The organism is Acinetobacter guillouiae (genome assembly GCF_002370525.2).
GTDB classification, from domain to species: domain Bacteria; phylum Pseudomonadota; class Gammaproteobacteria; order Pseudomonadales; family Moraxellaceae; genus Acinetobacter; species Acinetobacter guillouiae.
On record NZ_AP014630.1, the window covers coordinates 4,470,021 to 4,494,900 of the forward strand.

22 protein-coding genes are annotated in these 24,880 nt (G+C 39.3%); 13 read left to right on the plus strand and 9 right to left on the minus strand.

Annotated features, from left to right (window positions below):
* Positions 1 to 173: 173 nt before the first annotated feature.
* On the plus strand, positions 174 to 770 hold the full coding sequence (locus tag AS4_RS20835) for a hypothetical protein (protein ID WP_096735364.1): 597 nt from the start codon (positions 174 to 176) through the stop codon (positions 768 to 770).
* Positions 771 to 775: 5 nt separating this feature from the next.
* Here AS4_RS20835 and AS4_RS20840 read toward each other — a convergent pair whose 3' ends face one another.
* Both AS4_RS20840 and AS4_RS20845 read right to left on the minus strand, forming a co-directional pair.
* Positions 776 to 1,045, minus strand: coding sequence for a DUF2798 domain-containing protein (locus AS4_RS20840; RefSeq protein WP_004723447.1), 270 nt, complete (start codon positions 1,043 to 1,045; stop codon positions 776 to 778).
* A gap of 58 nt (positions 1,046 to 1,103) precedes the next feature.
* A complete protein-coding gene (locus tag AS4_RS20845) occupies positions 1,104 to 1,523 on the minus strand; it encodes a hypothetical protein (RefSeq protein ID WP_096735365.1) in 420 nt (139 codons plus the stop codon).
* A gap of 194 nt (positions 1,524 to 1,717) precedes the next feature.
* Here AS4_RS20845 and argS point away from each other — a divergent pair, with 194 nt between their 5' ends.
* The 7 genes from argS (at position 1,718) to AS4_RS20880 (ending at position 9,114) form a co-directional block, all read left to right on the plus strand.
* Positions 1,718 to 3,508, plus strand: a complete 1,791-nt coding sequence (argS, locus tag AS4_RS20850; protein WP_004823680.1) for an arginine--tRNA ligase — start codon at positions 1,718 to 1,720, stop codon at positions 3,506 to 3,508.
* Positions 3,509 to 3,653: 145 nt separating this feature from the next.
* Positions 3,654 to 4,247, plus strand: a complete 594-nt coding sequence (locus AS4_RS20855) for an SPOR domain-containing protein (RefSeq protein ID WP_004723450.1) — start codon at positions 3,654 to 3,656, stop codon at positions 4,245 to 4,247.
* Positions 4,248 to 4,691: 444 nt separating this feature from the next.
* The gene (gene creB, locus AS4_RS20860) at positions 4,692 to 5,411 is read left to right on the plus strand and encodes a two-component system response regulator CreB (RefSeq protein WP_096735366.1); all 720 of its coding nucleotides are present in this window, start codon (positions 4,692 to 4,694) and stop codon (positions 5,409 to 5,411) included.
* 3 nt (positions 5,412 to 5,414) lie between these two features.
* Positions 5,415 to 6,878, plus strand: a complete 1,464-nt coding sequence (gene creC, locus AS4_RS20865) for a two-component system sensor histidine kinase CreC (protein ID WP_096735367.1) — start codon at positions 5,415 to 5,417, stop codon at positions 6,876 to 6,878.
* Between the two features lie 113 nt (positions 6,879 to 6,991).
* Positions 6,992 to 8,404 (plus strand): cell envelope integrity protein CreD, encoded by a 1,413-nt coding sequence (gene creD, locus AS4_RS20870; RefSeq protein WP_096735368.1) that lies wholly within the window; start codon positions 6,992 to 6,994, stop codon positions 8,402 to 8,404.
* A 69-nt stretch (positions 8,405 to 8,473) separates the two neighbouring features.
* Positions 8,474 to 8,698, plus strand: coding sequence for a hypothetical protein (locus AS4_RS20875; protein WP_096735369.1), 225 nt, complete (start codon positions 8,474 to 8,476; stop codon positions 8,696 to 8,698).
* Positions 8,699 to 8,757: 59 nt separating this feature from the next.
* Entirely contained in the window at positions 8,758 to 9,114 is a 357-nt protein-coding gene (locus AS4_RS20880) for a RidA family protein (RefSeq protein ID WP_096735370.1), read from the plus strand.
* A gap of 60 nt (positions 9,115 to 9,174) precedes the next feature.
* Here the strand turns inward: AS4_RS20880 and AS4_RS20885 are convergent, their stop codons facing one another.
* From AS4_RS20885 to AS4_RS20900, 4 genes are all read right to left on the minus strand, one after another.
* Positions 9,175 to 9,699 carry a DUF2726 domain-containing protein gene (locus AS4_RS20885; protein ID WP_096735371.1) on the minus strand — a complete coding sequence of 175 codons (525 nt, stop codon included), beginning with the start codon at positions 9,697 to 9,699 and terminating at the stop codon, positions 9,175 to 9,177.
* Between the two features lie 431 nt (positions 9,700 to 10,130).
* Positions 10,131 to 12,536 carry a YgiQ family radical SAM protein gene (locus AS4_RS20890; RefSeq protein ID WP_096735372.1) on the minus strand — a complete coding sequence of 802 codons (2,406 nt, stop codon included), beginning with the start codon at positions 12,534 to 12,536 and terminating at the stop codon, positions 10,131 to 10,133.
* A gap of 267 nt (positions 12,537 to 12,803) precedes the next feature.
* Entirely contained in the window at positions 12,804 to 14,024 is a 1,221-nt protein-coding gene (locus AS4_RS20895) for an MFS transporter (protein WP_096735373.1), read from the minus strand.
* A gap of 234 nt (positions 14,025 to 14,258) precedes the next feature.
* The gene (locus tag AS4_RS20900) at positions 14,259 to 14,912 is read right to left on the minus strand and encodes a response regulator (RefSeq protein WP_004823671.1); all 654 of its coding nucleotides are present in this window, start codon (positions 14,910 to 14,912) and stop codon (positions 14,259 to 14,261) included.
* 378 nt (positions 14,913 to 15,290) lie between these two features.
* Between AS4_RS20900 and msuE the strand changes: the two genes are divergently transcribed.
* From msuE to ampC, 3 genes are all read left to right on the plus strand, one after another.
* Positions 15,291 to 16,028, plus strand: a complete 738-nt coding sequence (gene msuE / locus AS4_RS20905; RefSeq protein WP_004723461.1) for an FMN reductase — start codon at positions 15,291 to 15,293, stop codon at positions 16,026 to 16,028.
* 46 nt (positions 16,029 to 16,074) lie between these two features.
* Entirely contained in the window at positions 16,075 to 17,193 is a 1,119-nt protein-coding gene (sfnG, locus tag AS4_RS20910; RefSeq protein ID WP_096735374.1) for a dimethylsulfone monooxygenase SfnG, read from the plus strand.
* 346 nt (positions 17,194 to 17,539) lie between these two features.
* Positions 17,540 to 18,664 carry a class C beta-lactamase gene (gene ampC / locus AS4_RS20915; RefSeq protein ID WP_406565188.1) on the plus strand — a complete coding sequence of 375 codons (1,125 nt, stop codon included), beginning with the start codon at positions 17,540 to 17,542 and terminating at the stop codon, positions 18,662 to 18,664.
* 211 nt (positions 18,665 to 18,875) lie between these two features.
* Here the strand turns inward: ampC and AS4_RS20920 are convergent, their stop codons facing one another.
* Together AS4_RS20920 and acs are read right to left on the minus strand one after the other, a co-directional pair.
* Positions 18,876 to 20,060 carry an acyl-CoA dehydrogenase family protein gene (locus AS4_RS20920; protein ID WP_096735375.1) on the minus strand — a complete coding sequence of 395 codons (1,185 nt, stop codon included), beginning with the start codon at positions 20,058 to 20,060 and terminating at the stop codon, positions 18,876 to 18,878.
* 168 nt (positions 20,061 to 20,228) lie between these two features.
* Positions 20,229 to 22,172 carry an acetate--CoA ligase gene (gene acs, locus AS4_RS20925; protein ID WP_096735376.1) on the minus strand — a complete coding sequence of 648 codons (1,944 nt, stop codon included), beginning with the start codon at positions 22,170 to 22,172 and terminating at the stop codon, positions 20,229 to 20,231.
* Positions 22,173 to 22,465: 293 nt separating this feature from the next.
* On the opposite strand from acs, the gene AS4_RS20930 reads away from it, so the two are divergent.
* Positions 22,466 to 23,047 carry a DUF805 domain-containing protein gene (locus AS4_RS20930; RefSeq protein WP_096735576.1) on the plus strand — a complete coding sequence of 194 codons (582 nt, stop codon included), beginning with the start codon at positions 22,466 to 22,468 and terminating at the stop codon, positions 23,045 to 23,047.
* A gap of 146 nt (positions 23,048 to 23,193) precedes the next feature.
* Positions 23,194 to 24,177, plus strand: coding sequence for a mechanosensitive ion channel family protein (locus tag AS4_RS20935; protein ID WP_373868811.1), 984 nt, complete (start codon positions 23,194 to 23,196; stop codon positions 24,175 to 24,177).
* On the opposite strand, the gene AS4_RS20940 is transcribed toward AS4_RS20935, so the two are convergent.
* On the minus strand, positions 24,160 to 24,873 hold the full coding sequence (locus AS4_RS20940) for a 16S rRNA (uracil(1498)-N(3))-methyltransferase (RefSeq protein ID WP_096735377.1): 714 nt from the start codon (positions 24,871 to 24,873) through the stop codon (positions 24,160 to 24,162). The genes AS4_RS20935 and AS4_RS20940 overlap by 18 nt on opposite strands.
* Positions 24,874 to 24,880 lie beyond the last annotated feature (7 nt).

Consider the following 24,880-nt stretch of genomic DNA (forward strand, 5'->3'; position numbering starts at 1 on the left):
CAGTTTTACTGATCAAATTCTCTTTTTTAAGCAATTTAATATTTTCCCCTAAAATAATGAGCCATGATCCCGCCATTAAAACTGCATATTTGTACGCAATTTTGACCAATCATTGATTTTTTTTCGGTTTAGATTTATTTTGTTTAAAATACGATGAAGCTAAACCAATAACAATGAACACAAAGATCTCTCTACTCCTTCTTAGCACAGTCATTGCATGTACTGGCTGCCAAACTGCAAAAAAGGTCTCTTCTGGTGTTTCTAAAACCACTGAAAAAGTCAAAAGTATGGTGGGCTTAGGCGAAGCCAAAGTTCCAGAAGTTGATCAGCAAGGTGTGGTTGATGTCAGTAAAGCCACCCTCGAAAAACTAGAACAAATGAAGATCAATATGCCCACTGGACAATGGGTCTATATTGAAAATGATCTTCAAGGTATTTACACCTTACAAAACAAATCCAGTGATGGAAACGTCCTATATTTGCGTTTGAATTGTAAGATTCCTTCGCAGAAGTCTGGTTTTACGATTGAAGATAAAGATGGCAAAGAGCTGCTCAAAGCACATGATGCGCAAACGGGTCAGGTTCAATTCTTAATCGACAATAACAACTATGGCAATCCATTTGACTTAGTCAATGCGAAAAAAATGCCGACATTTAAAACGGCACTGAACAAAGCCAAAGTGATTAAAATCTTTAACAATTCCAAACTTTATACCTTTACAAATGGCCATGCTGAATTGCTTAGCAAGCCTGTCACATGTAAAGAGTAGATCCATTATTTAGGCATATCCACAAATACGGCGGTTAAACGTCGTACTAAGGGTAAAACAATCAGAACCACAGGATATGCCACAGCCCATGATACCATCCATGCAGCAAGCCATTTGACCCAAAATCCGTTAATCAAACCCACATTGATCAACATATTAATCAATGACACCATGCCACTCATTAAACAAGATAAGAACAACGGCATAATCCATGCTGCAAATTTTGCAGGGAGTTTTGGGATATTGCCAATAATTGTGGGAGGAGTATTTGACATATATCGCTCTAAATTTACCAACAGGACACATTTTATTCTTTTAATGGACCTGAAACAATTAATCCTTCCACATAACATCGGCCACATTTTGCCATTTGATTTGATTGGACAAATTTAAAGGCTGATCATAGAGCTCAGATATCACATTGATTGCATCATCGAGTGAAATAATTGAATTTAAAGGGAGCCAGGTGTCATCACCAACATCAAATAACGCTAAGTTCAGATCTTCATTGCAAGACAGCCACGACTCGCCTAGTTGGGCAGTAGGGATATTTTTATCGTAACGCAAAATCAAGTGAGTCGTATCTATCCACCAAAACAATAAAATGATCTGACCTTGTTTTGGCATATCTAGCGCAAGATAACCTGAATTTGAATATTCCAAGTCTGTGGGCTGAATCTTCGCAAATAACTGTATAACTTGTTCTTTTTCTATACTCTCATGATCAATTTGATCTAAAAAACTCACAAACATATTTTTTATCCAGTGATTAAAGCAGTGTAATCCGTCAAATCCATTTGAAATCTAAACGCCAATACACAGTGAAATTGAGCATACTGCCATTTTTCTTATCGAATAAGTTTTATTCTATACAAATGCATTCACCTAAAAGGCGCAAAATTTGCTATATTTAGCGTTTTTCTGCGACATTTATTTCTCTATAGATTATGAATACGGCCATACAAGCAGCTCTTGATCATGCAGTGCAATCCCTACAAGCTGAAGGGACTCTTCCATCTGACTGGAAAAACACGAGTGTTTTAACGCGAACTAAAGACCGAAGCCACGGTGATTTCGCATCAAACATTGCCATGATGGGCGCTAAAGTTGCTGGTATGAAGCCACGTGATCTTGCAGAGAAAATTTTGGCAAATTTACCCGAAGTGGTTGATATTGCCAAAGCTGAAATTGCGGGTCCTGGTTTTATCAACTTCTTTTTAAATGCCGATCAACGCTTTACTGTGTTGGATCAGATCCAAGCACAAAAAGAACAATTTGGTAAAACCCAAGCAAATGCAGCCAAGAAAATTCAGGTTGAATTCGTTTCTGCAAACCCAACCTCTAGCCTGCATGTAGGTCATGGTCGTGGTGCTGCATATGGTATGACTGTTGCAAACTTACTTGAAGCAACAGGTGCCAAAGTTGAACGTGAATATTATGTCAATGATGCTGGCCGTCAAATGGACATCCTCGCCACATCAACTTATTTACGTTATTTAGAATTAAGCGGCCAAACTTTAGTTTTCCCTAAAAATGCTTATCAAGGTGATTACGTTAAAGAAATCGCCCAAGGTATCATCGACAAACATGCTGATGCTTATGTACGTAGTGTGGCTGATGTTTACAAAGATGTTCCAGAAGATGTGCAATATGCTGAAGAGCTTGATGCCGATGGCAATAAAGTGGTTATTTCAGGCGATAAAGAAAAGCACATTGATGGCTTAATTCACAACTCACAAGCTTTAGTGGGTGAAGGTTATCGTGTATTCCATCAAGCAGCTTTACATGCCATTTTAGATGACATTAAAGATGACCTTGGTGAGTTTGGCGTAACGTTTAATCACTGGTTTAGTGAAGCATCTTTGGCTGAAAAAATTGATGAAGCCTTACAAACATTAGACCAACGTGGTTTTCTTTATGAAAAAGATGGCAACATTTGGTTTAAATCAACTGAATTTGGTGATGAAAAAGACCGTGTAGTCAAACGTCGTAATGGACAAACCACGTACTTTGCCTCTGACATTGCCTATCATTTAAATAAATTACAACGTGGCTTTACTGACCTTGTTGATATCTGGGGTTCAGACCACCATGGCTATATTGCACGTGTTAAAGCTGCAATTGATGCGATGGGCTATGACTCATCTAAATTGACGGTACTTTTAGTACAGTTCGTCAGCTTATGGCGTGGTGGTGAGATGGTACAAATGTCATCTCGTTCAGGTCAATTCGTGACATTGCGCGATCTTCGTAAAGAAGTCGGCAATGATGCAGCACGTTTTTATTATGTGATGCGTAAATCTGAACAGCACATTGATTTCGATTTAGATTTAGCGGTATCTCAAAGCAAAGACAATGCCGTGTATTATATTCAATATGCACATGCTCGTATTTGCCGTATGTTAGAAAAAGCAGCAACAACAAATATTCAATTTGATACTGAAAATGCACGTCAATTTGCTGCAAAATTAGAACTTGATGCTGAAACTGAAATTTTAGCGAAACTCGCGGCTTATCCTGAAGTCCTTATTCGCGCTGCAAATAATTATGAACCACATCAAGTTGGTAATTATTTGAAAGAACTTGCTGCTTTATTCCATGGTTGGTACAACGAGAATAAAGTATTGGGTGATGATGCCGAATTGACTCAAGCCCGTTTATTGCTTTCAGCAAATATCAAACAAGTCTTACATAATGGTCTTGAATTATTGGGTGTATCTGCACCTGAAAGTATGTAAGTCAAGAATTGCTTTACATGTTCCCAAGACCAAGGTCTGGCTCAAAGTAAGCATTGAAGTGTGTAATAAATCATTACTTTACATCGTGTTCAAGCAAAACTATGCTTGAACACGATCTAAGCAATACATAATAAGAGGGTTCCACGTGTTTGGAAAAACGCAACGCGGTGTTTCAGAAAGGCCAACCAAACCTAAACAACCATTGATTCCTAAATGGTTAGGGATGCTTGTCGTCATTTTAATCGTGTTAAGTTTTGGTGTCGCACTGATGCTCTGGAAACCGTGGGCGCCCGTCCAACCCAAAAACGAAATCACGTCTGAGCATTATCAAGAAGATACCAACAAAGACTATCGTTTTTATGATCTGTTACCTCAACAACAGGTTACCCCTATTCCTGAACAAGCTGTTCCTGAAAGCAGAAATCAACAACAACCAGTAATTGTTGAAGCGCCTTCTCAATCTGAAAATGTTGATGTCGGTGTAAATGCTGAACGTACAACACCTGTTCAACCCGAATATATTTTACAAGTTCGTAGTTATGATGATCCTGATGCTGCAGATGCACGTCGTGCTGAAATTATCTTAAATGGTTTATCTGCCGATGTGGTTCAAAGCACAGAAGCTGGAAAAACTTGGTATCGTGTGATTTCAGGCCCTTATGAATCACAAAATGCAGCAGTAATTGCCCAACAAACCTTACAACATAGTGGTATTGACTCTATTGTAGTTAAACGCTGATCCAATTTTCAGGCATGGCCTGATCAATCAATCGTTAAAACAGGATGCTTTGGCATCCTGTTTTATTCTTCAAAATCGTTTTTAACCTTGCTTAGATATGTGGGCAAATTGAATAATTTTTACTCAAAAGAAATATAATTCGATAAAAATTTACCCAAATTGATCAAAATTAGAGTAATCTATTTTCCGCAATACATTACCCATGTCGTTGCCGAGATATCAAAAGTCACCAATACTTTTGATTTGCTGTCCTGTGATTGGCGTGACGATCAAATCCGAAGATTACAGGGCGCTCAGAAATTCACATGGGTAAAAGCCCACACCAATAGGCATTCAGCCAATTTCAAACAATAAAACAGTTCATCTAAACTTCACTGAAAATTCATTCGCCTAAGTATTTCAATTTGAGTACACTCCTATTGAGATTATGAGTTTTTAAATGCAATGAATAATAAAAAACAGATTTTATGTGTAGAAGATGATGCTGCTATTCTTATGCCGTTACGTTACGCACTTGAACGAGAAGACTGGCAAGTGACTTGGGCCAATTCAGGTCTGCAAGCCATTGATTTTATTCAACAGCAACCCTTTGATTTTATTATTTTAGATGTCGGATTACCTGATTTAAATGGTTTTGATGTCTGTAAAAAAATTCGTCTCTTTAATCACACACCCTTGCTATTTTTAACTGCACGAGATGACGAAATAGATCGTATTGTGGGCTTAGAAATTGGCGCAGATGACTACTGTACCAAGCCATTTAGTTCGCGTGAAATTGTGTCTCGGATTAAAGCCATTTGGCGCAGAATGGAGATACAGAATCAGTTACAGCACACCTCACAGCCAAACACACAGCTATCTGCAACGCCAGCTAAAGTTTGGCAATGCAATGATGAGGCTTTACAAATTCATTACTTAGGCACAATACTACAGCTGACTCGCTATGAATATCGCTTACTTAAATTATTGATTCAACGCCCTGAACAGGTGTTTAGCCGTCAACAATTGATGGATCATGTATGGGAACACCCTGAACATAGTTTAGAAAGAACAGTCGATACTCATATCAAAAGTATTCGCAATAAACTCAAGCAGATCTCTCCTGAGCAAGACCCGATCGAAACCCATCGAGGCTTTGGCTATAGTTTAAAAAGGTTAGGATAAACCATGTCCATTTTTATTCGCATTTGGTTCTTCTTTGGATTGATCATCTTGCTGGGTTTATGGTTTATGTCTTATACCTTCAATCAACAAGTAAAGCCCAATGTACGACAGGTCGTAGAAGATACTCTTGCAGAAAATGCCAATATTATCGCGATGTTAGTGGCTGAAGATGTCTATGAAAATAAAGTCAGTACTGTTCAGTTTGATGAAAAAATTCAAAAAGCACTGAATCGAAAACTCAATGCTACGATCTGGAAACATAATAAAAATGAGATCAATCAACAAATCTATATTACCGACAACAACGGTATCGTCATTTATGACTCACAAGGTATCGCCACAGGACAAGATTACTCACGATGGAATGATGTTTACCTAACCTTAAAGGGAAAATACGGCGTTCGCTCTACACGCAGTTATGAAAAGGACAGCAATAGCAGCACTATGTTTATTGCAGCGCCAATCTATTATCAAGTTGGTCAACAACAGCAATTGATTGGCGTTGTCAGCATTGGAAAGCCCAATATTTCAGTACAGCCTTATATTCAGCGCGCTGAAAATCAGCTGATCCGACAAGCAGCTTGGATTACATTACTCAGTCTGTTTCTCGCCAGTTTGGTGGCCTATTGGCTAAAACACAGTATTGACCGTGTGCGTAAATACGCGCAGGCACTTGCACCTGTCAATCAAACCCCCTATTTTCGTTCAGCAAAAGAACTCAATCAAGTTGCTCAAGCCGTTGAAAATATGCGAGAAAAACTCGAAGATCGTGCTTATGTAGAACACTATGTCAATACACTGACCCATGAACTCAAAAGCCCACTTACTGCAATTCAAGCCAGTGCAGAACTACTCAAAGAAGATTTACCATTAAATGATCAACAACAATTTGCCACGCATATTCATGAACAAAGCCAGCGCTTACGTAGCCTGATTGATCGGATGCTCTTATTGACCCGTCTGGAAAAATCTAAACATCAAATTGAAATGCAAGATTTCAATTTATCTGAACTAATTCAACAGACTTTAGACCAGCATGCCAGTCAAATTCAGGCCAAAAAAATCCAGTGTTTACTGGATATTGAAGCCAATTGTATGCTTCGTGCAGATCGATTTTGGATTCAACAAACCCTTGCCAATATTTTAGATAATGCGCTGGATTTTTCTGCAGATTCAGCAAAAATCCTGATTCGGCTTCATCGTCAAACACACCAGCAGGTAGAATTACAGGTTTTTAATGAGGGCGAATGGATTCCAGATTATGCACTTACACAAGTGTTTGATACTTATTTTTCCTTGCCTCGTCCGATTAGCCAGCAACGCAGTTCTGGTATTGGACTAAGCATTGTTAAACAGGTCATTGAACAACACCATGGACAGATTCACATTGGCAATATTCAAGGAAATGAAATCACCATCTTACAACCCCACCAAAAGGGTGTATTGGTAAAAATTCAATTGCCTTAGCACGGCCAAACTTCACTTAAAATTCATATAAAAAACCGATACACCTCAAACAAAACACATTGCTGTTTCGCACACTCAACACTGACAAAAAACAACGGCGAAGGAAAACAGTGATGCGCTCCAACTTTCTGACATTCAAAATTATTGCAATCTCAATTTTAGTTGCCTTATTTTGGATAGGCTTACTCTTTATTACCAGTCTGGTCTCAGAACGACAAGATTATCAACGGGCATTTCTGAAAGAAATTGCACAAAACAATATTAGCCCTCAAACCGTGATTTCACCGTATATCCGTGTGCCCTACAATGAGCAAAAAAACTGCCTAGATGAAAAGAAGGTGGCCTATTTGTGTACTGAGGAACAATGGCTATATATCAGTGCTGACAGCACACAATGGTCATCCAACTTTAATGTTTCTGACAACACTTATAAACGCACCATCTATCGAGCAATTAGCTACACCGCCAATCTCATGGCCAAAGGGGTATTCCAAAAACCAACACTTGAAAAGAAAGATTACCAATGGGACCGAGCTGAAATTATCTTCCCTGTGCATGATCCTCGCGGTTTGGATACCCAACCGAGCTTAAACATGCTCAATAAAACTTATGCTTTTGAAATGAGTGCTCAAGGCAGTAACAGTTCTGGTTTTGACTTTATGTATGTTTCTGCAAAAAAATATCCTGAATTAATCAATGCCATTCAAAATGGTTTCACTTTTGATTTAACCGCCAATATTACGGGTCTGGGGAAATTCACCCTGATCCCAACCAGTCGTAGTGTCACTTATCAGGCCAAAGGCAATTGGGCGGATACCAAATATTCAGGACAAAACTTACCCTTTGCAAAAACCAGTACACCACAACAATTCACTGCACAATGGAAAAATATTGCTTTAGGTCATCAAAACATCAGTAAGTTGATTGATTGCGACAACAATGAGTGTATTCGCCAGTTTAGTAATGGCTATTTTTCCCAAGAGCCAGCTTATATGGGTGAACCTAGTCAAAGTATTGGTTTATCGACAGAATTCCTAGAATCAGTCAATGTCTATACACAAACAGATCGTGCAATTAAATACGGTATCGTGATTATCATCATCACCTTTGCTTGTTTCTTTCTCTTTGAAGTGCTTAAAAGCTTACGGATTCACCCCATTCAATATTCTTTGGTGGCGATGGCTCAAGTGGTGTTCTTTGTTTTACTGCTTTCGATCAGTGAATACTATGCCTTTGCATGGGCTTATTTCGTTGCTGGAATTGCCTGTGTCGGGCTCATGAGCTGGTACTTATACTATGTGATGAAAGGTTTTAAAGCCGCTGGCCTATTCAGCATCATCCTGAGTTCACTTTATGCCGTGATGTATATGCTGTTGCAATCTTCAGGCAAAACTTTCCTGATCGGCTCTATCATTTCCTTTGTTTTACTTACTGTGGTGATGTTTATTACACGGCATATCGACTGGTATCAAATCAACAATAAGCCTGAACAAAAACTCAAATCCTATACACCTCCGCAAGCTTGATAACGGCACAGTGAATAGCTTAAAGCGATTCACTGGCTTTAAAATAGATTCTAAATAATAGGTATTTCAATGAATACTTCCATACCACAGGAGCAACAACACTTTAAGCAGTTGCAACAACTTTGTCCTCTGCAATGTTCAATTGCATTTTGTTTAAATCAGTTACGTGGTGCGCAAATTCAATTTTTAAATTTAGGCAATTTCATTATTTGCCCAGAATATAACTGTTTGATTATTTTTAAGTATAAAACTCTCATTCGTATAGATAGATTCACCAACAAGCAACAAAGTTAATTTGCAGATTGTAAATCATGACGTAAAATTTAAAACATAAACAAACTTTGAGAATGATCATGACTGTACAACGTTTGCACGTAGAAAAACGCTTTTCTGAAATCGCAATTTCGGGAAATTTAGTTCACTTGGCGGGTCAATTGGCTACGGATTTAAGTTTGGATATCAAAGGGCAAACTCAACAGACCTTAGATATCATTGATCGTTTTCTTGCAGATGCGGGCACAGATAAAAAGCATATTATGTCTGTGATGATTTTTTTAAAAGATATTGAAAATGATTATGCAGGAATGAACGAAATCTGGGATGCTTGGTGTTCAGATATGCAAGCTCTGCCGAGAACTTGCGTAGAAACAAAACTTTATCGACCTGATGTTTTAGTTGAAATGACGGTTGTTGCGGTCAAACCAGAATAAGCTCGTTATTTAATTTTTGGAAAGCGTAAAAAATGCATGTTTAAACATGCATTTTTTTGATTAGCCATATGCGCGATTTGAGTAGAGATCAAACTTCCCCAGTACATGTTCCTCCAACATTTGCGAATGGCTCATTTCTGAAAATTCTGTTAAAAAATCTTCTCGCAAATCCTGATATTCTGGAATTCCCATATAACGAATCACGCGATAACCTGCCGACTGTAACAAAGCATCTTCATAGGTATTTTGATTCGAGCGCTTAATCGCATTGGTATCATCTAAAGCAATCACAGCTAAAACTTTATAATCTTTGTCCAGCACAACAAAATTTGCAAACATTTGCTGATACTTACGACGTGTATGTAAATATTTTGTCGTTAACAAGGCATCAAAAGATACATGAGCCAAGATATTGGCTTCAGGTAAAATTTCTTTTAAACGCGTAAACGTAATTTGTTCATGTGAGTTAAATACTGCTCTTCTTCGTAAAGCACTATCTGCTTGTTGCTTATTTTTCAATCCTTTATAAGCAGCACCAATCACGACAGCAAGTAATATCAAACTCGCAACGATTATCATGTCCATTTTTCATTTCCTAATTCTTTATTATAATTTGGTCTACGACCAGTTCTTGTGTATCAAAGATACTATTTTTAATCAGTTCAATTTTGTAATATGCCAGACGCATTCTCATATTTGCTTTTTCAAAATACTCAAATAAATCACATTTTTAACTTATTTATTGAACTATTATTTGTTTTATTCACTTGGTATTTCAACCAACTGAATTTAATTACACTTCATATATATCGCGTATTGAATGCGAATACAACTGAATTTAATGAATCTTGAGTACTATTGTAGGACAAGGATATTCGAGAATTGTGTGTTTTTAGTACACTAAAGTTTTCAACAGTTTACAAAGACTTATCCACAATTGAGTATTTTTATTATTCAATTGATGATTTAAGAAAGGATGCTTAAGCATCCTTTCTTATTACTTTCTCAAATAAACCCTAAGCTCTACTTTTTGGCTTAGACTTTGCTTTGCTATTTCCAGCAAATGGTTTTTTATCACCCGTTTCACGCGGTGGTAAACCTGTATGTTGTGTCAATATTTGACCACGTTCAGGACGCTTTTTGGTATTGGAAGGACGCGATTGCGTTTTCGCCTGCGAATTACGACTATCCCCAGTACGCTTTTGCGAATCACCGTCTACAGTCGAGTTTTTCTTACGCGCAGATTGGTATTGCCCTTCTGTTCCTTGCGGTTGATAAGTTGGAATCAGATGGTGCTTAGAGTTACCAATCAAATCTACCCGACCCATTTCACGTAATGCATCACGTAGTAATGGCCAGTTGTTTGGATCATGGTAACGCAAGAAGGCTTTGTGTAAACGACGACGCTTTTCACCTTTTACAATATCCACACTTTCGGTATAACGAGCCACTTTGGCCAACGGGTTTTTCCCCGTGTGATACATCGTGGTCGCTGTCGCCATTGGTGATGGATAAAAGGTTTGCACCTGATCGGCACGGAAACCGTTTTTCTTAAGCCAAATCGCAAGATTCATCATGTCATAATCCGTTGTTCCCGGATGTGCTGCGATAAAGTACGGGATTAAATACTGTTCTTTACCCGCTTCCTTACTAAAACGATCAAACATCTGTTTAAAGCGATCATAGGTCCCGATTCCCGGTTTCATCATCTTCGACAATGGACCTTTCTCGGTATGTTCTGGTGCAATTTTTAAATAACCGCCAACATGGTGTTGAACCAGTTCTTTGACATATTCAGGGTTCAATACCGCAAGGTCATAACGTAAGCCTGAACCAATCAGAATCTTTTTGATGCCTTTAAGCGAACGTGCTTTGCGATAAAGTTGAGTAAGTGGTGCATGGTCAGTATGTAAATTTTGACATACACCTGGATACACACAAGAAGGTTTACGACAGTTCTTTTCAATCTCAGGATCTTTACACTGCAAGCGATACATGTTTGCAGTTGGACCACCTAAATCTGAAATGATGCCTGTAAACCCTGGGGCTGTATCACGAATTTTTTCAACTTCACGTAAAATTGATTCTTCTGAACGGTTTTGAATAATACGGCCTTCATGTTCGGTAATCGAACAGAATGTACAACCACCAAAACAACCACGCATGATGTTTACAGAGAATTTGATCATATCAAATGCAGGGAAACGCGCTTCACCATAAGCTGGATGTGGTAGACGTGCATAAGGCAAGTCAAACACATAATCCATTTCTTCAGTGGTCAATGGAATCGGTGGTGCATTTAACCATACATCACGTTCACCATGCTTTTGTACCAATGCACGAGCATTCCCCGGATTGGTTTCAAGATGCAAGATACGGTTGGTATGTGCATAAAGTACAGGATCGGTTGCCACTTCTTCAAAAGCAGGCAAACGAATCACAGCCAATTCACGTGGCGGTAATTTATGTTTAATTGCTTTAGATGTCGGCAATAAACGTACAATCTGGGTATTCTCATCCAGTTGATCACCTTCACGAACAACAGGATTTGCCACCAATTCTTTTTGGAAATTTTGATATTGGGTTAAAGAATTTCCTTTACCTTGTTCAATTTCACAACCATCTAAATCTTCAGTCATCACATAAGGATTGATGATTGGATCAACACGACCAATCGCATCGACATCATTCGATGCAATTTCAACAAACTTGGCTTTAGAAACACGATTAATTTTATTGACGATGAATGCAGTACCACGAACATCGGTGATTTCATGAATTTTTTCGCCTTTGGCAAGACGATGCATGACTTCAACAACAGAACGTTCACCATTGCCATACATCAATAAATCCGCTTTTGAATCCATCAGCACTGAACGACGAACTTTGTCTGACCAGTAATCATAATGTGCAATACGGCGTAATGATGCTTCGATACCGCCCAATAATACGGGTACATCAGGAAATGCTTCACGACAACGCTGACAATATACAGTTGCAGCACGGTCAGGACGTTTATTGGGTAAATTATCTGGTGAATATGCATCATCAGAACGGATTTTACGGTCAGCCGTATAGCGGTTGATCATAGAATCCATATTACCCGCAGTCACACCCCATGCAATATTCGGTTTACCTAGCACTTTAAATGCTTCAGCAGAAGTCCAATCTGGTTGTGCAATAATCCCGACACGAAAACCCTGTGCTTCAAGCGTTCGGCCAATAATTCCTGAACAGAACGATGGATGATCGATATAAGCGTCACCACATACGAGGATAAAGTCACAACTATCCCAACCGAGTTGATCCATCTCCTCGCGTGACATTGGCAAAAATGGTGCTGGTTCAAAGCACGATGCCCAATATTTGTCATAATCAAACAACGCAGTAGGCGCTGTCTGAGCAGTATAAGCGGTCGACATGGTGAGTTTCTCGATTGGCAGTTGGCGATCGGGAGAGATCTAAAATGAAAGTTGATCATTTTACCATGAATTTTACTCATGTTGTTTGATTAAAAAGTAAACATTTCTTCTTGGTCTTCTATTTAGTCTGTTATTGATAGCTTTTTAAGATGTTAAAGATATTCGTCATACCTTATAAAAGGAAAATTTACCTATCATAATGGATTGTTTAAAAGCGCAGAGAAATTGAATAGAAAAAGTTATTTAACGCTATTTAGATGTAGCCGCTCATACTTTTACCTGATCTTTATGCTGTGTTTGATTGAGTTTTAAAGCCACCAAGAGCCCGATACAAAGTACACAAGTAATCGTAACCGTTAGGCCTAACCATCCATATTTTTCCCAGACTAAACCACTACTGCTGCCTAGGAAGCTTGAACCAAGATAATAACAAAATAGATAAAGCGAAGAGCCGACTGCGCGATACTGTAAGGATTGTACTGATACCCAGCTGCTTGATGTGGAATGGGCGGCAAAAAATGAGAAAGTGAAAATCAATAGGCCAATCAAGATCACCCATAGTGATGGAATCAGCATCATCCATAACCCCAGAATCATGCTTGAGAACATCACTATCAGTACTTTACCTCGTCCAAATTGACGACTCCAACTGGCTGCACGAGGTGAACTATAAATGCCAGATAAATAGGCAATCGAAATTAAACCAATCCAAGTTTGTGACAATTCAAAAGGTTTTTCTAACAGATGGTAACTCATGTAATTAAACACAGTCACAAAGCATCCCATCAGAATAAAACCTTCTACAAACAATAATCTGAGCTTTGGGTCAGAAAGATTTTTCTTAAAGGATTCGATAAAACGTGTGAATTGAATGGGATAAGATTTAAAGTGTTTAGAGGCGGGTAAGGCAATATAAAATGTAATCGCGATCAATAAATTGAGTAGACCAATAATCATCGTCGCAGTTTGCCAAGAGATATAATCCAGCAATACCCCTGCAATCAAACGCCCGCCCATTCCCCCTATTGCTGTCCCTGAAATATACAGTCCCATGGCAAAGCCAACATCTTTTTGTGCAATTTCTTCACCGATATAGGTCATTGCGACAGAAGCAACACCACTAACAGCCAAGCCAATCATCATGCGGGTTGCAAGAAATATTTCCCAATACGGTAAAAACGAACTCAGCAATAACAAGCTTGCCGTGGAAAATAAGGAAATGGCCATGATCTGCTTACGACCATAACGATCTGAAATCAGTCCTGCAAAAAGAAGTCCTAAGGCTAAGGCAATGGTAGAAAATGAAAGCGGGAAACTGCTATGGGTTGGCGTAACATGAAAAAAACTTGCCAAAAACGGCATCATCGGCTGAACACAGTACAACGATGAAAATACAGCAAAGCCAGCTAAAAACAATGAAAGTAAAATTGCGATAAAAGGCCGAGTGCCATACTCAATATAAGCTGTAGATTCAGGTGCTTCAGACATAATTATTCCTCATGTCCGTTCAGTATACGCCTATTTTTAACTCTTGATAAAAGCTAAAGTTTTATTGCAGACTATGCCTTGATGATTCAAGTTAGATATGAATTTTAAATATTTGATTTAGAATAAAATTACATGAGAAAATGCAGAAATAAGAAAATAAAAAAGAGCATATTTTTAATACACTCTTCTCGTAATTTTTCAATATATTGAGGTTAAATTTAACCAGCAAGAATCTTAAACTTTTCGTTCTTCAATATTGAGTGCATTGATTGCGAGTACCGCTTGAGTACGGTTCTGTACACCTAATTTACGGAAAATTGCCGTCACATGCGCTTTAATGGTCGCTTCCGAAACATCAAGTTCATAAGCAATTTGCTTATTCAATAAACCTTCTGCAACCATCATCAATACGCGGAACTGTTGTGGTGTTAACGATTGAATACGTTCAGCTAAAGCGGTTTCATCTGCGGCACGTGGGTCAAAATTCATATTCGCTGCGGGTAAGTTTGGCGGTAACCAAATATCACCATCCAGCACTTGGCGAATTGCTTCCCCAATATGGCTTGGATGTGCAGATTTAGGAATATAGCCCATTGCGCCATGTGCAATTGCACGTTGAATAATGGACGCATCTTCGTGAGCAGAAACCACAATAATAGGAAGTGCAGGATACTGTGCACGAACATGTACCAATGCAGAGAAACCCGATGCGCCTGGCAGATTTAAATCCAACAAGACGAGATCTGGTTCTGGACCATTTTCCAAACGCTCATAAAATTCATTAACAGCCGCAGTTTCACTAATTTGAGCCTGTGGCAAACTATAACGAACCGCCTGAATTAACGCATGGCGAAACAGTGGATGATCATCAACGATTAAAATATTCATAAGCGAAGCGAGAGATCTCTAGCGCAGTTATTTCATTCTAACCGCACTATTGCTATTTAGGATACGTAAATATTAACGAATTTTTGAATAATTTGTCGGCTTTAATTAAAATTCCCTACAATCTTTAGGTCATTTATCGAAATTAAGATTTGAATATCACTTTTAAATATAAAATAAACAGTTAAAAATGAATTACTTATTCATTTTAAGAATATTATTTAACTTCAAATACTTAAAAGACGAAATCGTGCATTATCCCATGTCTTTCCGGTTTATCTTAAAAACAGATAACCAATCTGTTTTTCATTATTTTACAGCGCTTCGTCAAATATAGATTAATGAATGGCATTCCGAGATTCAATTTATTAGGTTGCCAACATGTCTATTTATACTCAACAAAAACCATTAAATATTGTTGCTGTTTCAGGGGGATTAAATAATCCTTCAAAAACCGAAAGTTTAGTTCAAGCGATTTTAGATGAGCTGGGTCAGGCAACACCGATTCATGTTCACTTTATTAAATTCAGTGAAATAGGCCATTTGTTAGGGGGCGCAATTTATCGCAACCAACTGCCACAACGTGTTCAAGATGACTTAGCTGCCGTAGAAGCAGCAGATGCGCTCATCGTGGGAACACCTGTTTATCGTGCATCATTTACTGGGTTATTTAAACATTTCTTTGATTTTGTTGAACAAACAGCGCTAGTCGATGTTCCTGTATTGCTTGCTGCATCGGGTGGTAGTGACCGTCATGCTTTAGTTCTAGAGCATCAGTTACGTCCATTATTTAGCTTCTTTCAAGCGCAAACGCTGCCTATTGGTGTCTATGCAACAGATCGTGACTTCACACCTGAGTACACCATTAAAAGTGAACACATCCAAGACCGTATCACTTTAGCTGTCGCACGTGCATTGCCAATTTTAGAATGGGCGCCTGCAAAAGGTCAGCGAGCAGAAGTGGTAAAAGCCAAAACAGAACAAGCCAATCAAAATTTAGGCATCAACAAACAGATTGAGCAAGATGATGTGCTTCCTTCCGCGGCGATACCAGACTTGGATGCGGCAGAGTCTCGTCTACATGCAAAATCCAAAACACCACAATCACAGGTTGCTTAAACGCAACCTTGTTATGAATAAATCATAAAAAATTGAGGGTTATGATATGTCACAGTTTTCATCGAATAATGGTCAAGCAATTCGATTCGCCTATTGGGTTCCCAATGTCAGTGGCGGCTTAGTGGTCAGTAATATTGAACAACGGACAGACTGGAGCTATGACTACAATGTCCGTTTGGCACAAGCTGCCGAAAAAAGTGGTTTTGAATATGCCCTCACCCAAATTCGTTTTACCGCAGGGTATGGCGCTGAAAATCAACATGAATCTGTGAGTTTTAGTCATGCACTTTTAGCCAAGACTGAAAAATTAAAAGTGATTGCAGCGATTCTTCCGGGACCATGGAAACCAGTTTTAGCCGCAAAACAGTTGGCGACCATTGATTATCTGACCAATGGGCGTATAGCAATTAATGTAGTAAGTGGTTGGTTCCGTGGCGAGTTTGATGCTATTGGTGAGCCATGGCCTGAACATGATGAACGCTATATTCGCTCAGAAGAGTTTATTCGTACGTTAAAAGGTATTTGGACAACAGATAACTATAGTTTTGATGGTAAATACTATCAGTTTAAAGACTACACTTTAAAACCAAAGCCTTTGCAGAAACCCCATATTGAAGTATTCCAAGGGGGAAGTTCACGTGCTGCACGTGACATGGCTTCGCGTGTTTCAGATTGGTACTTTACCAATGGCAACACACCTGAGGAACTCAAAAAACAAATCGATGATATTCGTGAAAAAGCCAAGCTAAATAACCACTCAGTCAAAATCGGGGTTAATGCTTTTATCATTGCTCGCGATACTGAAGAAGAAGCTAAAGCAGTGCTACAAGAGATTATTGACCAAGCCAATGTTGAAGCGGTCAATGCCTTTGGCGATGCAACCCGTGAAGCAGGCGCAGCATCTAAAGAAGGTGAAGGTAACTGGGCAAAATCAACCTTTGAAGACTTGGTGCAATATAACGATGGCTTTAAAACCAATCTGATTGGTACGCCGCAACAAATTGCTGAACGTATTGTTGCACTCAAAAATGTAGGGGTAGATCTGGTGTTATCTGGCTTTTTACATTTCATTGAAGAAGTTGAATATTTCGGTGAAAAGGTCTTGCCTTTGGTTCGTCAAATTGAAGAAGCACAAAAAGATCAAATTACTGCAAAATCAGCTTAAGGTTTATCTCTTCATCGATGGTGCTGTGAAAACAACAATAAATAACTAAAACAGCTTTGCAGCTTTCCCTCTTGACTCGGCTTGAGGGATTTTTTTTAGAATAAATAAAAAGTATTTATAAAAATAGAATCGTATAAATCAGTACAATTATCCTTATATAAATTAGCCTACTCTTGTTTTATTGAATCATCGAGTGTATTTGTTCTATACATATACTCAACAACCGCAATCTTGGAAAAACTTTCTTTCAACTTTAAAATACGCCCTTTTTGTAGCATAGATGGAAAAAGTGGGTATGGTAGTTTTAAATAAAACAAAAACGATATTTTGCGTCCTCATTGGCAGTATGAGCTTGACGACCTATGTAAACGCCAACGACATACCTGCAACGTCTATAAAGGTTGAAACTGCGATGAATACTGCATTTCAGCCATTAATGAAAACTTATGCAGTGCCTGGTATGGCAATAGGTGTTTTGTATAACGGGAAAAGTTATGAAAAATACTACGGCGTACAATCACTTGCGAATGCGAAAGCCGTAAATAAAAATACCCTTTTTGAATTAGGCTCAGTCAGTAAGATATTTACTGCAACAGCTGGCACTTATGCACAAAATTTAGGTAAAATTTCTCTTCAAGACCATCCTGGTAAATATATACCCGCATTAAAAAACTCAGACATTAATCAAGTCACACTCTTAGAATTGGCCACCTATACCAGTGGTAATCTTCCATTGCAATTTCCTGATCAAATAAAAACAGATGCACAAACACTTCAATATTTTCAAGATTGGAAAGTCAAAAACCCGATTGGTCAATTTCGACAATATTCCAATCCAAGCATAGGGTTATTCGGTGAAGCGACCGCTAAAGCGATGAACATGCCTTTTAGTGCTTTATTAGAACAAGTGATCTTCCCCAAACTAGAACTCCAACATACTTATGTCCAAGTTCCTAAAGCACAACAAGGCAACTATGCCTTTGGTTATGATCAAAATAATCACCCGCTTCGGGTCACTGCTGGCGCTTTTGATGCGCAAGCTTATGGAGTGAAATCTAGCCTACCTGACATGCTACATTTTTTAAATTTAAACTTAAATCCAGATCAAGCCAAAGCAGCGATTAAACCTGCGATTCTAGCGACACATACGGGTTACTTTAAAATGGGTGGTATGACCCAAGCCCTTGGCTGGGAATCGTTCAGCTACCCAGCCACATTAAACACACTATTAGAAAGCAATTCTGATCGGGTTGTGATGCAATCTAACCCCGTTGAAAAAACTCTCGTGAAGACTGGTTCAAGAGTCTTTCATAAAACTGGCTCTACCAATGGTTTTGGGACCTATGTGATTTATATTCCACAAGAGAACTTTGGCTTGGTGATGTTAATGAATAAAAAAATTCCCAATGCTGAACGAATTAAGGCAGCGTATGAAGTGCTCAATAGCTTAAAGCAAAAATCCAATCCTTGATGCTGAAACACGTCAGATCGGGCTAGGCTTTAACTTTGTGCATTGTTAAATCATTCATACTGTATCTATTGCATGGCAACATAATTGTCGCTGTTGGTAGGGGTATAACCTACCCCTTATCCAACACAGATTTTTCAATCTAAGATAAGGCAATACCAACGCTAAAGCGCTAAGAATGAACGTCTATAAAATGTCATCGGTCGGCTTAGGTTCAAGCGTAAAAACTTGGATCGGGCACTTTTCCAGTCAATACCCATTCCCCTACTTCCTGATACTTATAATCAATCGGATCATGCAAGGTCTGAGTACGGACATTTCGCCAAAAACGATCTAAATTCAATTTGGCTGTTGTCGCTCTGGCACCCATCACTTGAAAAATATTCTGCGTTATAAACAGTGAGCTATTGGTTGCAGCAATTTTTGCAGTCGCAATGGCAATTGAGACTTCACCACGTTGTTCTGCTGTTAATTGCTCACCAATATTCCAAGCCGTTTGCAATGCTGCAATGGCTTTATCGGCAAGTAAACGTACACTTTCAAGCTGTACATAAAACTCAGCAAAATGCTTTTGGGTAAACGGATCATTCACCGCATTTTCAGCCAAAGACGTTGACCATGCTTTCTGACTTTGTATGGTTTGTCGTGCAAGATCAAAGGCACCTTCAGCAACGCCTAAAAACAGATGTACAAAAATCAATTGTGCGATCAAAGGTCGTAAACTGGAGTAAGGTGTACTTAATGGTCCTGGATTTAACAATAACTCATCTTTGTGAATTTTGACCTGTTCAAAATGACTGGTACCACTGTCTGTTTGGCGCTGCCCCATATTATTCCAATCGCCTAAAAAGCTGACTCCTTCTCGACGTGTTGGGATCACAGCTATCAGTAATTTTCCAGCCTCATTAAAGCCCGAACAAAGCAGTATGTCTGAATCTATTGATCCTGAGCAAAAGCTTTTATCACCATGAAAAATAAAGTCGTTCTCAGTGAGTTGTTGTACCTTCGTGCGCTGATCTAAAGGGTTTAAGGTATTGCCCCAAAACAAGTTATTGCGGGCAGTATGTTCAAACCATGACGAATATTGTTCAGGTTGAGCAAATAACTGTACGGTGGCGATTAGTAAATGATGAAAGCCATATACATGTGCCAAGGAGCTATCGACTTGTGCAATACTTTGAATGGTCTGGAAAATTGTTTTCCAGTTCGCTCCTTGCCCGCCATATTGTTGTGGAATAGACAGTCCCAATAAGCCACTTTGACGAATCAAATCCCGTTCCAGCTTTGGATTACCACCTGCTTTATCACGCTCAGCAGCAGTCTGCGCAAATTGTTCTGCCAATTGCTTTGCCGTTGCTAAAGCAGAAAGGTTTACCGCCTGTTGAGGTGCATTCATCATATTTACTCTTATTCCCAGTGCCTTGAGCTTATCAAATCAAGTAAGATTTCCTTATCTCAATGCCTGCATTACTTATTCTGTAGTTTGAAAATCAATAACAAAAAATACCGCTAGAATTTCTCTAACGGTATTCAACTTTTGGATAGCAAAATCAAGAGACTTCAATCACTAAGAATTGGCCTTAACCTCCGTAATTAACTGATCTACCACACCTGGATCAGCCAAAGTAGAAGTATCGCCTAAACTATCTAGCTCATTGGCAGCAATTTTTCTTAAAATGCGCCGCATGATTTTTCCAGAACGGGTTTTTGGCAAAGCAGGTGCCCAATAAATTGCATCAGGTGTTGCCACAGGTCCCAGCACTTTACGTACCCAACTGACCAATTCTTTACGTAATTCTTCAGTTTCAGCTTCACCCGCCTGCAAGGTCACATAGGCCGCTATGCCTTGCCCTTTAATCTCATGTGGCATACCAACAACTGCAGATTCAGCGACTTTTGCATGCGCAACCAATGCACTTTCAATTTCAGCAGTGCCCAAACGATGGCCCGAAACATTCAGAACATCATCTACACGGCCTGTAATCCAGTAATAACCATCTTTATCACGACGCGCACCATCACCAGTAAAATAACTGCCTGGATAGGTCGAGAAATACGCTTCAATAAATCGCTCAGGATCGCCCCAAATGGTCCGCATTTGCCCCGGCCAAGAATTCTTAATAATCAAATTGCCTTCTGCTTCACCTTCGAGTTCTTGACCCTCAGCATCAACCAATGCCGGTTGTACGCCAAACAATGGACGAGTGGCCGAACCCGGTTTAAGTGGAGTTGCGCCCGGCAGTGGAGAAATTAAAATACCGCCTGTTTCAGTTTGCCACCATGTATCCACAATTGGACAACGGCTTTCACCCACAACGGTATAGTACCAATTCCATGCTTCTGGATTAATCGGCTCACCCACGGTACCCAATAGACGCAAACTGCTACGGTCGCTTTCACGCACAAAAGCATCACCCTCACGCATCATGGCGCGGATCGCTGTTGGTGCAGTATAGAGAATGGTAATGTTATGCTTATCTACAATATGCCCTGTGCGTGCCCATGTTGGATATTGCGGGATGCCTTCCGACATGACCGTGGTTGTACCATTGGATAATGGTCCATAAAGTACATAAGAATGCCCCGTAATCCAGCCCACATCTGCAGTACACCAGAACACATCATCTTGTTTAATATCAAAAACTTCACGGAAAGTTGAATTGACATAGGTTAAATAACCCCCCGTGGTATGTAACACCCCTTTAGGCTTTCCGGTTGACCCAGACGTATACAAAATAAATAAAGGATCTTCGGCATTCACTGGTTCTGGCGGACAGATATCTGTGACCGTCATAATTTCCATGTGATACCACAGGTCACGCCCCTCCTGCATTGTTATTGGATGGCCTGTACGATGCACTACAATCATTTTTTCAACGGAAGTGGTTCCATCCAGCGCCAATGCTGCATCTACATTCTCTTTTAACGGAATCGTTTTACCACCACGCATACCTTGGTCAGCAGTAATCACCAATTTGGCTTGACTGTCGTCTATCCGACTTGCCAATGAGTCTGGAGAGAATCCACCAAATACCACACAATGCACTGCCCCTATTCGGGTACAGGCCAGCATGGCAATCGCCGCTTCAGGGATCATCGGCATATACAAAATGACTCGATCACCTTTCCCGATTCCATTTTTCTTTAAAACATTGGCAAAACGACACACTTCATCATGCAGTTCCTCAAAAGAAATGATTTTATGGCGAGATGGATGATCCCCCTCCCAAATAATTGCAGGTTTCAGTGGGTGTTCTTTTAAATGACGATCTAAACAGTTGGCACTGACATTCAGTTGCCCATCTGCAAACCATTCAATTTTAAAATTATCTTTGTCGTAGCTGGTGTTTTTTACTTGAGTAAATGGCTTAATCCAGTCCAATTTCTTTGCAGCTTCTGCCCAAAACTCATCTGGATGCTCTACTGACTGTTGATAACGATCGAAGTATTCTTGTTCATTGGTCCTTGCTGTTTTAACAAATTGTTCTGGAACTGGATAGATTTCATTCATATTCTGCTTCCTTGATTTGTCACCTCATCACGAGATGTATGCCTACGTTCTTGATTTTATTTGCTGCATGTGTTCAGTATTACGATAGCGCATTTCGGTTAACAATTGTGCTTTGGTCGTAGACACGGGGGTCACTTTAACCATCGGAAAATCTTAAGTCATTTGCCAAAATATTCGAATTTTCAATATCTATGGAGTTTTTTTGATCTTATAATTTGTATTCAGAAGTGCATATGGTTTTTTTCAGAAAAAAACATTTCCTTACCGAACTCATTCAACTGGACGCGATCGTCATGCAAATACAAGAATCGTCGACTTTTTTTTCAAAGCATCAAGTATCACCAGTAGATCATCCCCTTTCTACTCAAGGCCGCTTTAATCGTTTGAGTTATATTGCTTGGTTTGGATTTTTGCATCTCATTTTTACCATTGCATTGCTTGCCCTCGGTCTAGTCTTTGGCATTGTGAATTTACATTCACTGCAATTCAGCCAACATGCGATAAATTCGATTTCAGGATTAGGACAGTTCACTTACCTCGCACTCAGCTGTCTTTATTTATATGGAATGATGGTTGTGATTATTCGCAGACTGCATGATCGTAATAAATCTGGTTGGTTTATTCTGTTATTGCTGATTCCCATTGTGCAATTTTTGATGCTGCTGTATTTACTCCTTGCGCGTGGTTGTAATCGTGCCAATCGTTTTGGTCACCCACGTCCATCAACTTTTATTGAAAAATTAATGGCTTGGCTGATGCTAATAGGCTTTATCATCAGCTTATTGACCTCTGTAAGCGTAGTGTCATTTATGCTGGGGACTGGAGAAATTGAAAATCCAACAACAATCATTGAAAAAGGGACTAAATATTTTTAAGGATAATTAATGCTTAATGATGCCTTAACATGAGTTGAATATTGATTCACAAATATTATTTTTATTTGTCCGTCATAAGAAAAACTGTAATCAAAGCTTAACTTCTTTGAAATTTCAGGCAAAATATGCCAATTATTTTATTGGACATGATTGTGGCTGAAGAAGCAAATGCATTGAGTACCGTTGCGCAAGACACCACTCAATTGATCCATTCTGCAGGCGAAAAAACTGCACAAACAGTGATTCAACATACTGAAAAATATAAAGACGCATACTCAACCATCGATAAATTTGTCGATGGTTTTTGGGAGCGTATGCCATATTTATGTATTGCGCTGATCGTCATCACTATTTTTTGGTTGCTGTCTAAGCTTTTTAAATTCTTTGTCCGTAGAACACTCGAAAACCGTACCTATACGCGCCAAAATTTAGTTCTGGTACTGAATCGTGTAGGTAGTACCGCAATTATCTTTTTTGGGTTTTTAATTGCCATGGTCATTGCAATTCCCGGCTTTACTCCTGCTCAACTGATGAGTGCTTTGGGGATTGGTTCGGTCGCGATTGGTTTTGCATTTAAAGATATTTTCCAAAATCTACTTTCTGGAATTTTGATTCTTTTGGGTGAACCGTTCAAGATTGGTGATGACATCATTGTCAACAATATGGAAGGTACTGTCGAAGACATTCAAATTCGTGCAACTTTTTTACGTTCTCCTGACGGGCGACGTATCGTGATTCCAAACGCAACTGTGTATACCAGTGCCGTGACGGTAAATACCGCTTACCAACGCCGTCGTTGTGAGTTTGTGGTGGGGATCGGTTATGAAGATGATGTACAGAAAGCCAAAGACATTATTCTTAAATTGCTTGATAAAGATCAACGTATTTTAAGCCAGCCGGGCTTTACAGTGAATGTTTCTGCTTTGGCGGATTTCTCTGTCAATTTAACCGTTCGTTGGTGGGTAGATACCACGCAAGTGGTTACAGCGGCTTCGATCAGTGAAATTCAAGAACGTGTGCTAGAAGCCTTTGCGGATAATAATATTTCGATTCCTTATCCTGTTCAGGAAGTCAAAGTCTACCGCGGTGATCCATCAGCGGATGACATCGAATCAGCTCGTGCTAAATAAACGCCCCAATACATAAGGGATCGCGGTTTCAGTACGCAAAATACGGTTGCCTAAGCTCACTGCTTGGCAGCCGTTTTTTATCAGTAAATCCACCTCATAAGGTATAAAACCCCCTTCAGGTCCAATGATCACAGTACATGAATGATCGATAGCAAATGGCATTTTCTGTTCAGTATACGGATGCGCCACATAAGCAGGATTTTGTGGCGTAATGAAGCTAGGTAAGACATCTTCAACAAAGGGTTTAAAGCGTTTGTAAAGTTCAATTTGAGGAGCGATGGTATCCCCCGCCTGTTCTAATCCCAAGGTAATGTAATGATCAATTTGCTGTAAAAAAGGGCTTTGCCAATAACTTTTATCAACGCGATAACTATGAATCAAAATTAATTTTTCTACCCCCAGTGTCACCGCATCCATAATTAAGCGGCGTAACACTTTGGGGCGTGGTAATGCCACAATTAAAGTTACGGGTAATTTTGCAGGAACAGGCTCTTCTTGAATCGGTCGAAGTAAAATCGTATGTTCTGAAATATCAACAATTTCAGTTAAATAACGACTGGCACCCCGAACGCCAACCTTAAGCGTATCTCCAACTTTGGCAGCAAGATGCTTATGCAAATGTTCAACTTGCCTTTTTGAACTGATTGTCCAAGTTTCAGCTTGTGTTTGACGAGGATCAAGAAGGACGATGTTCATAAAAAAT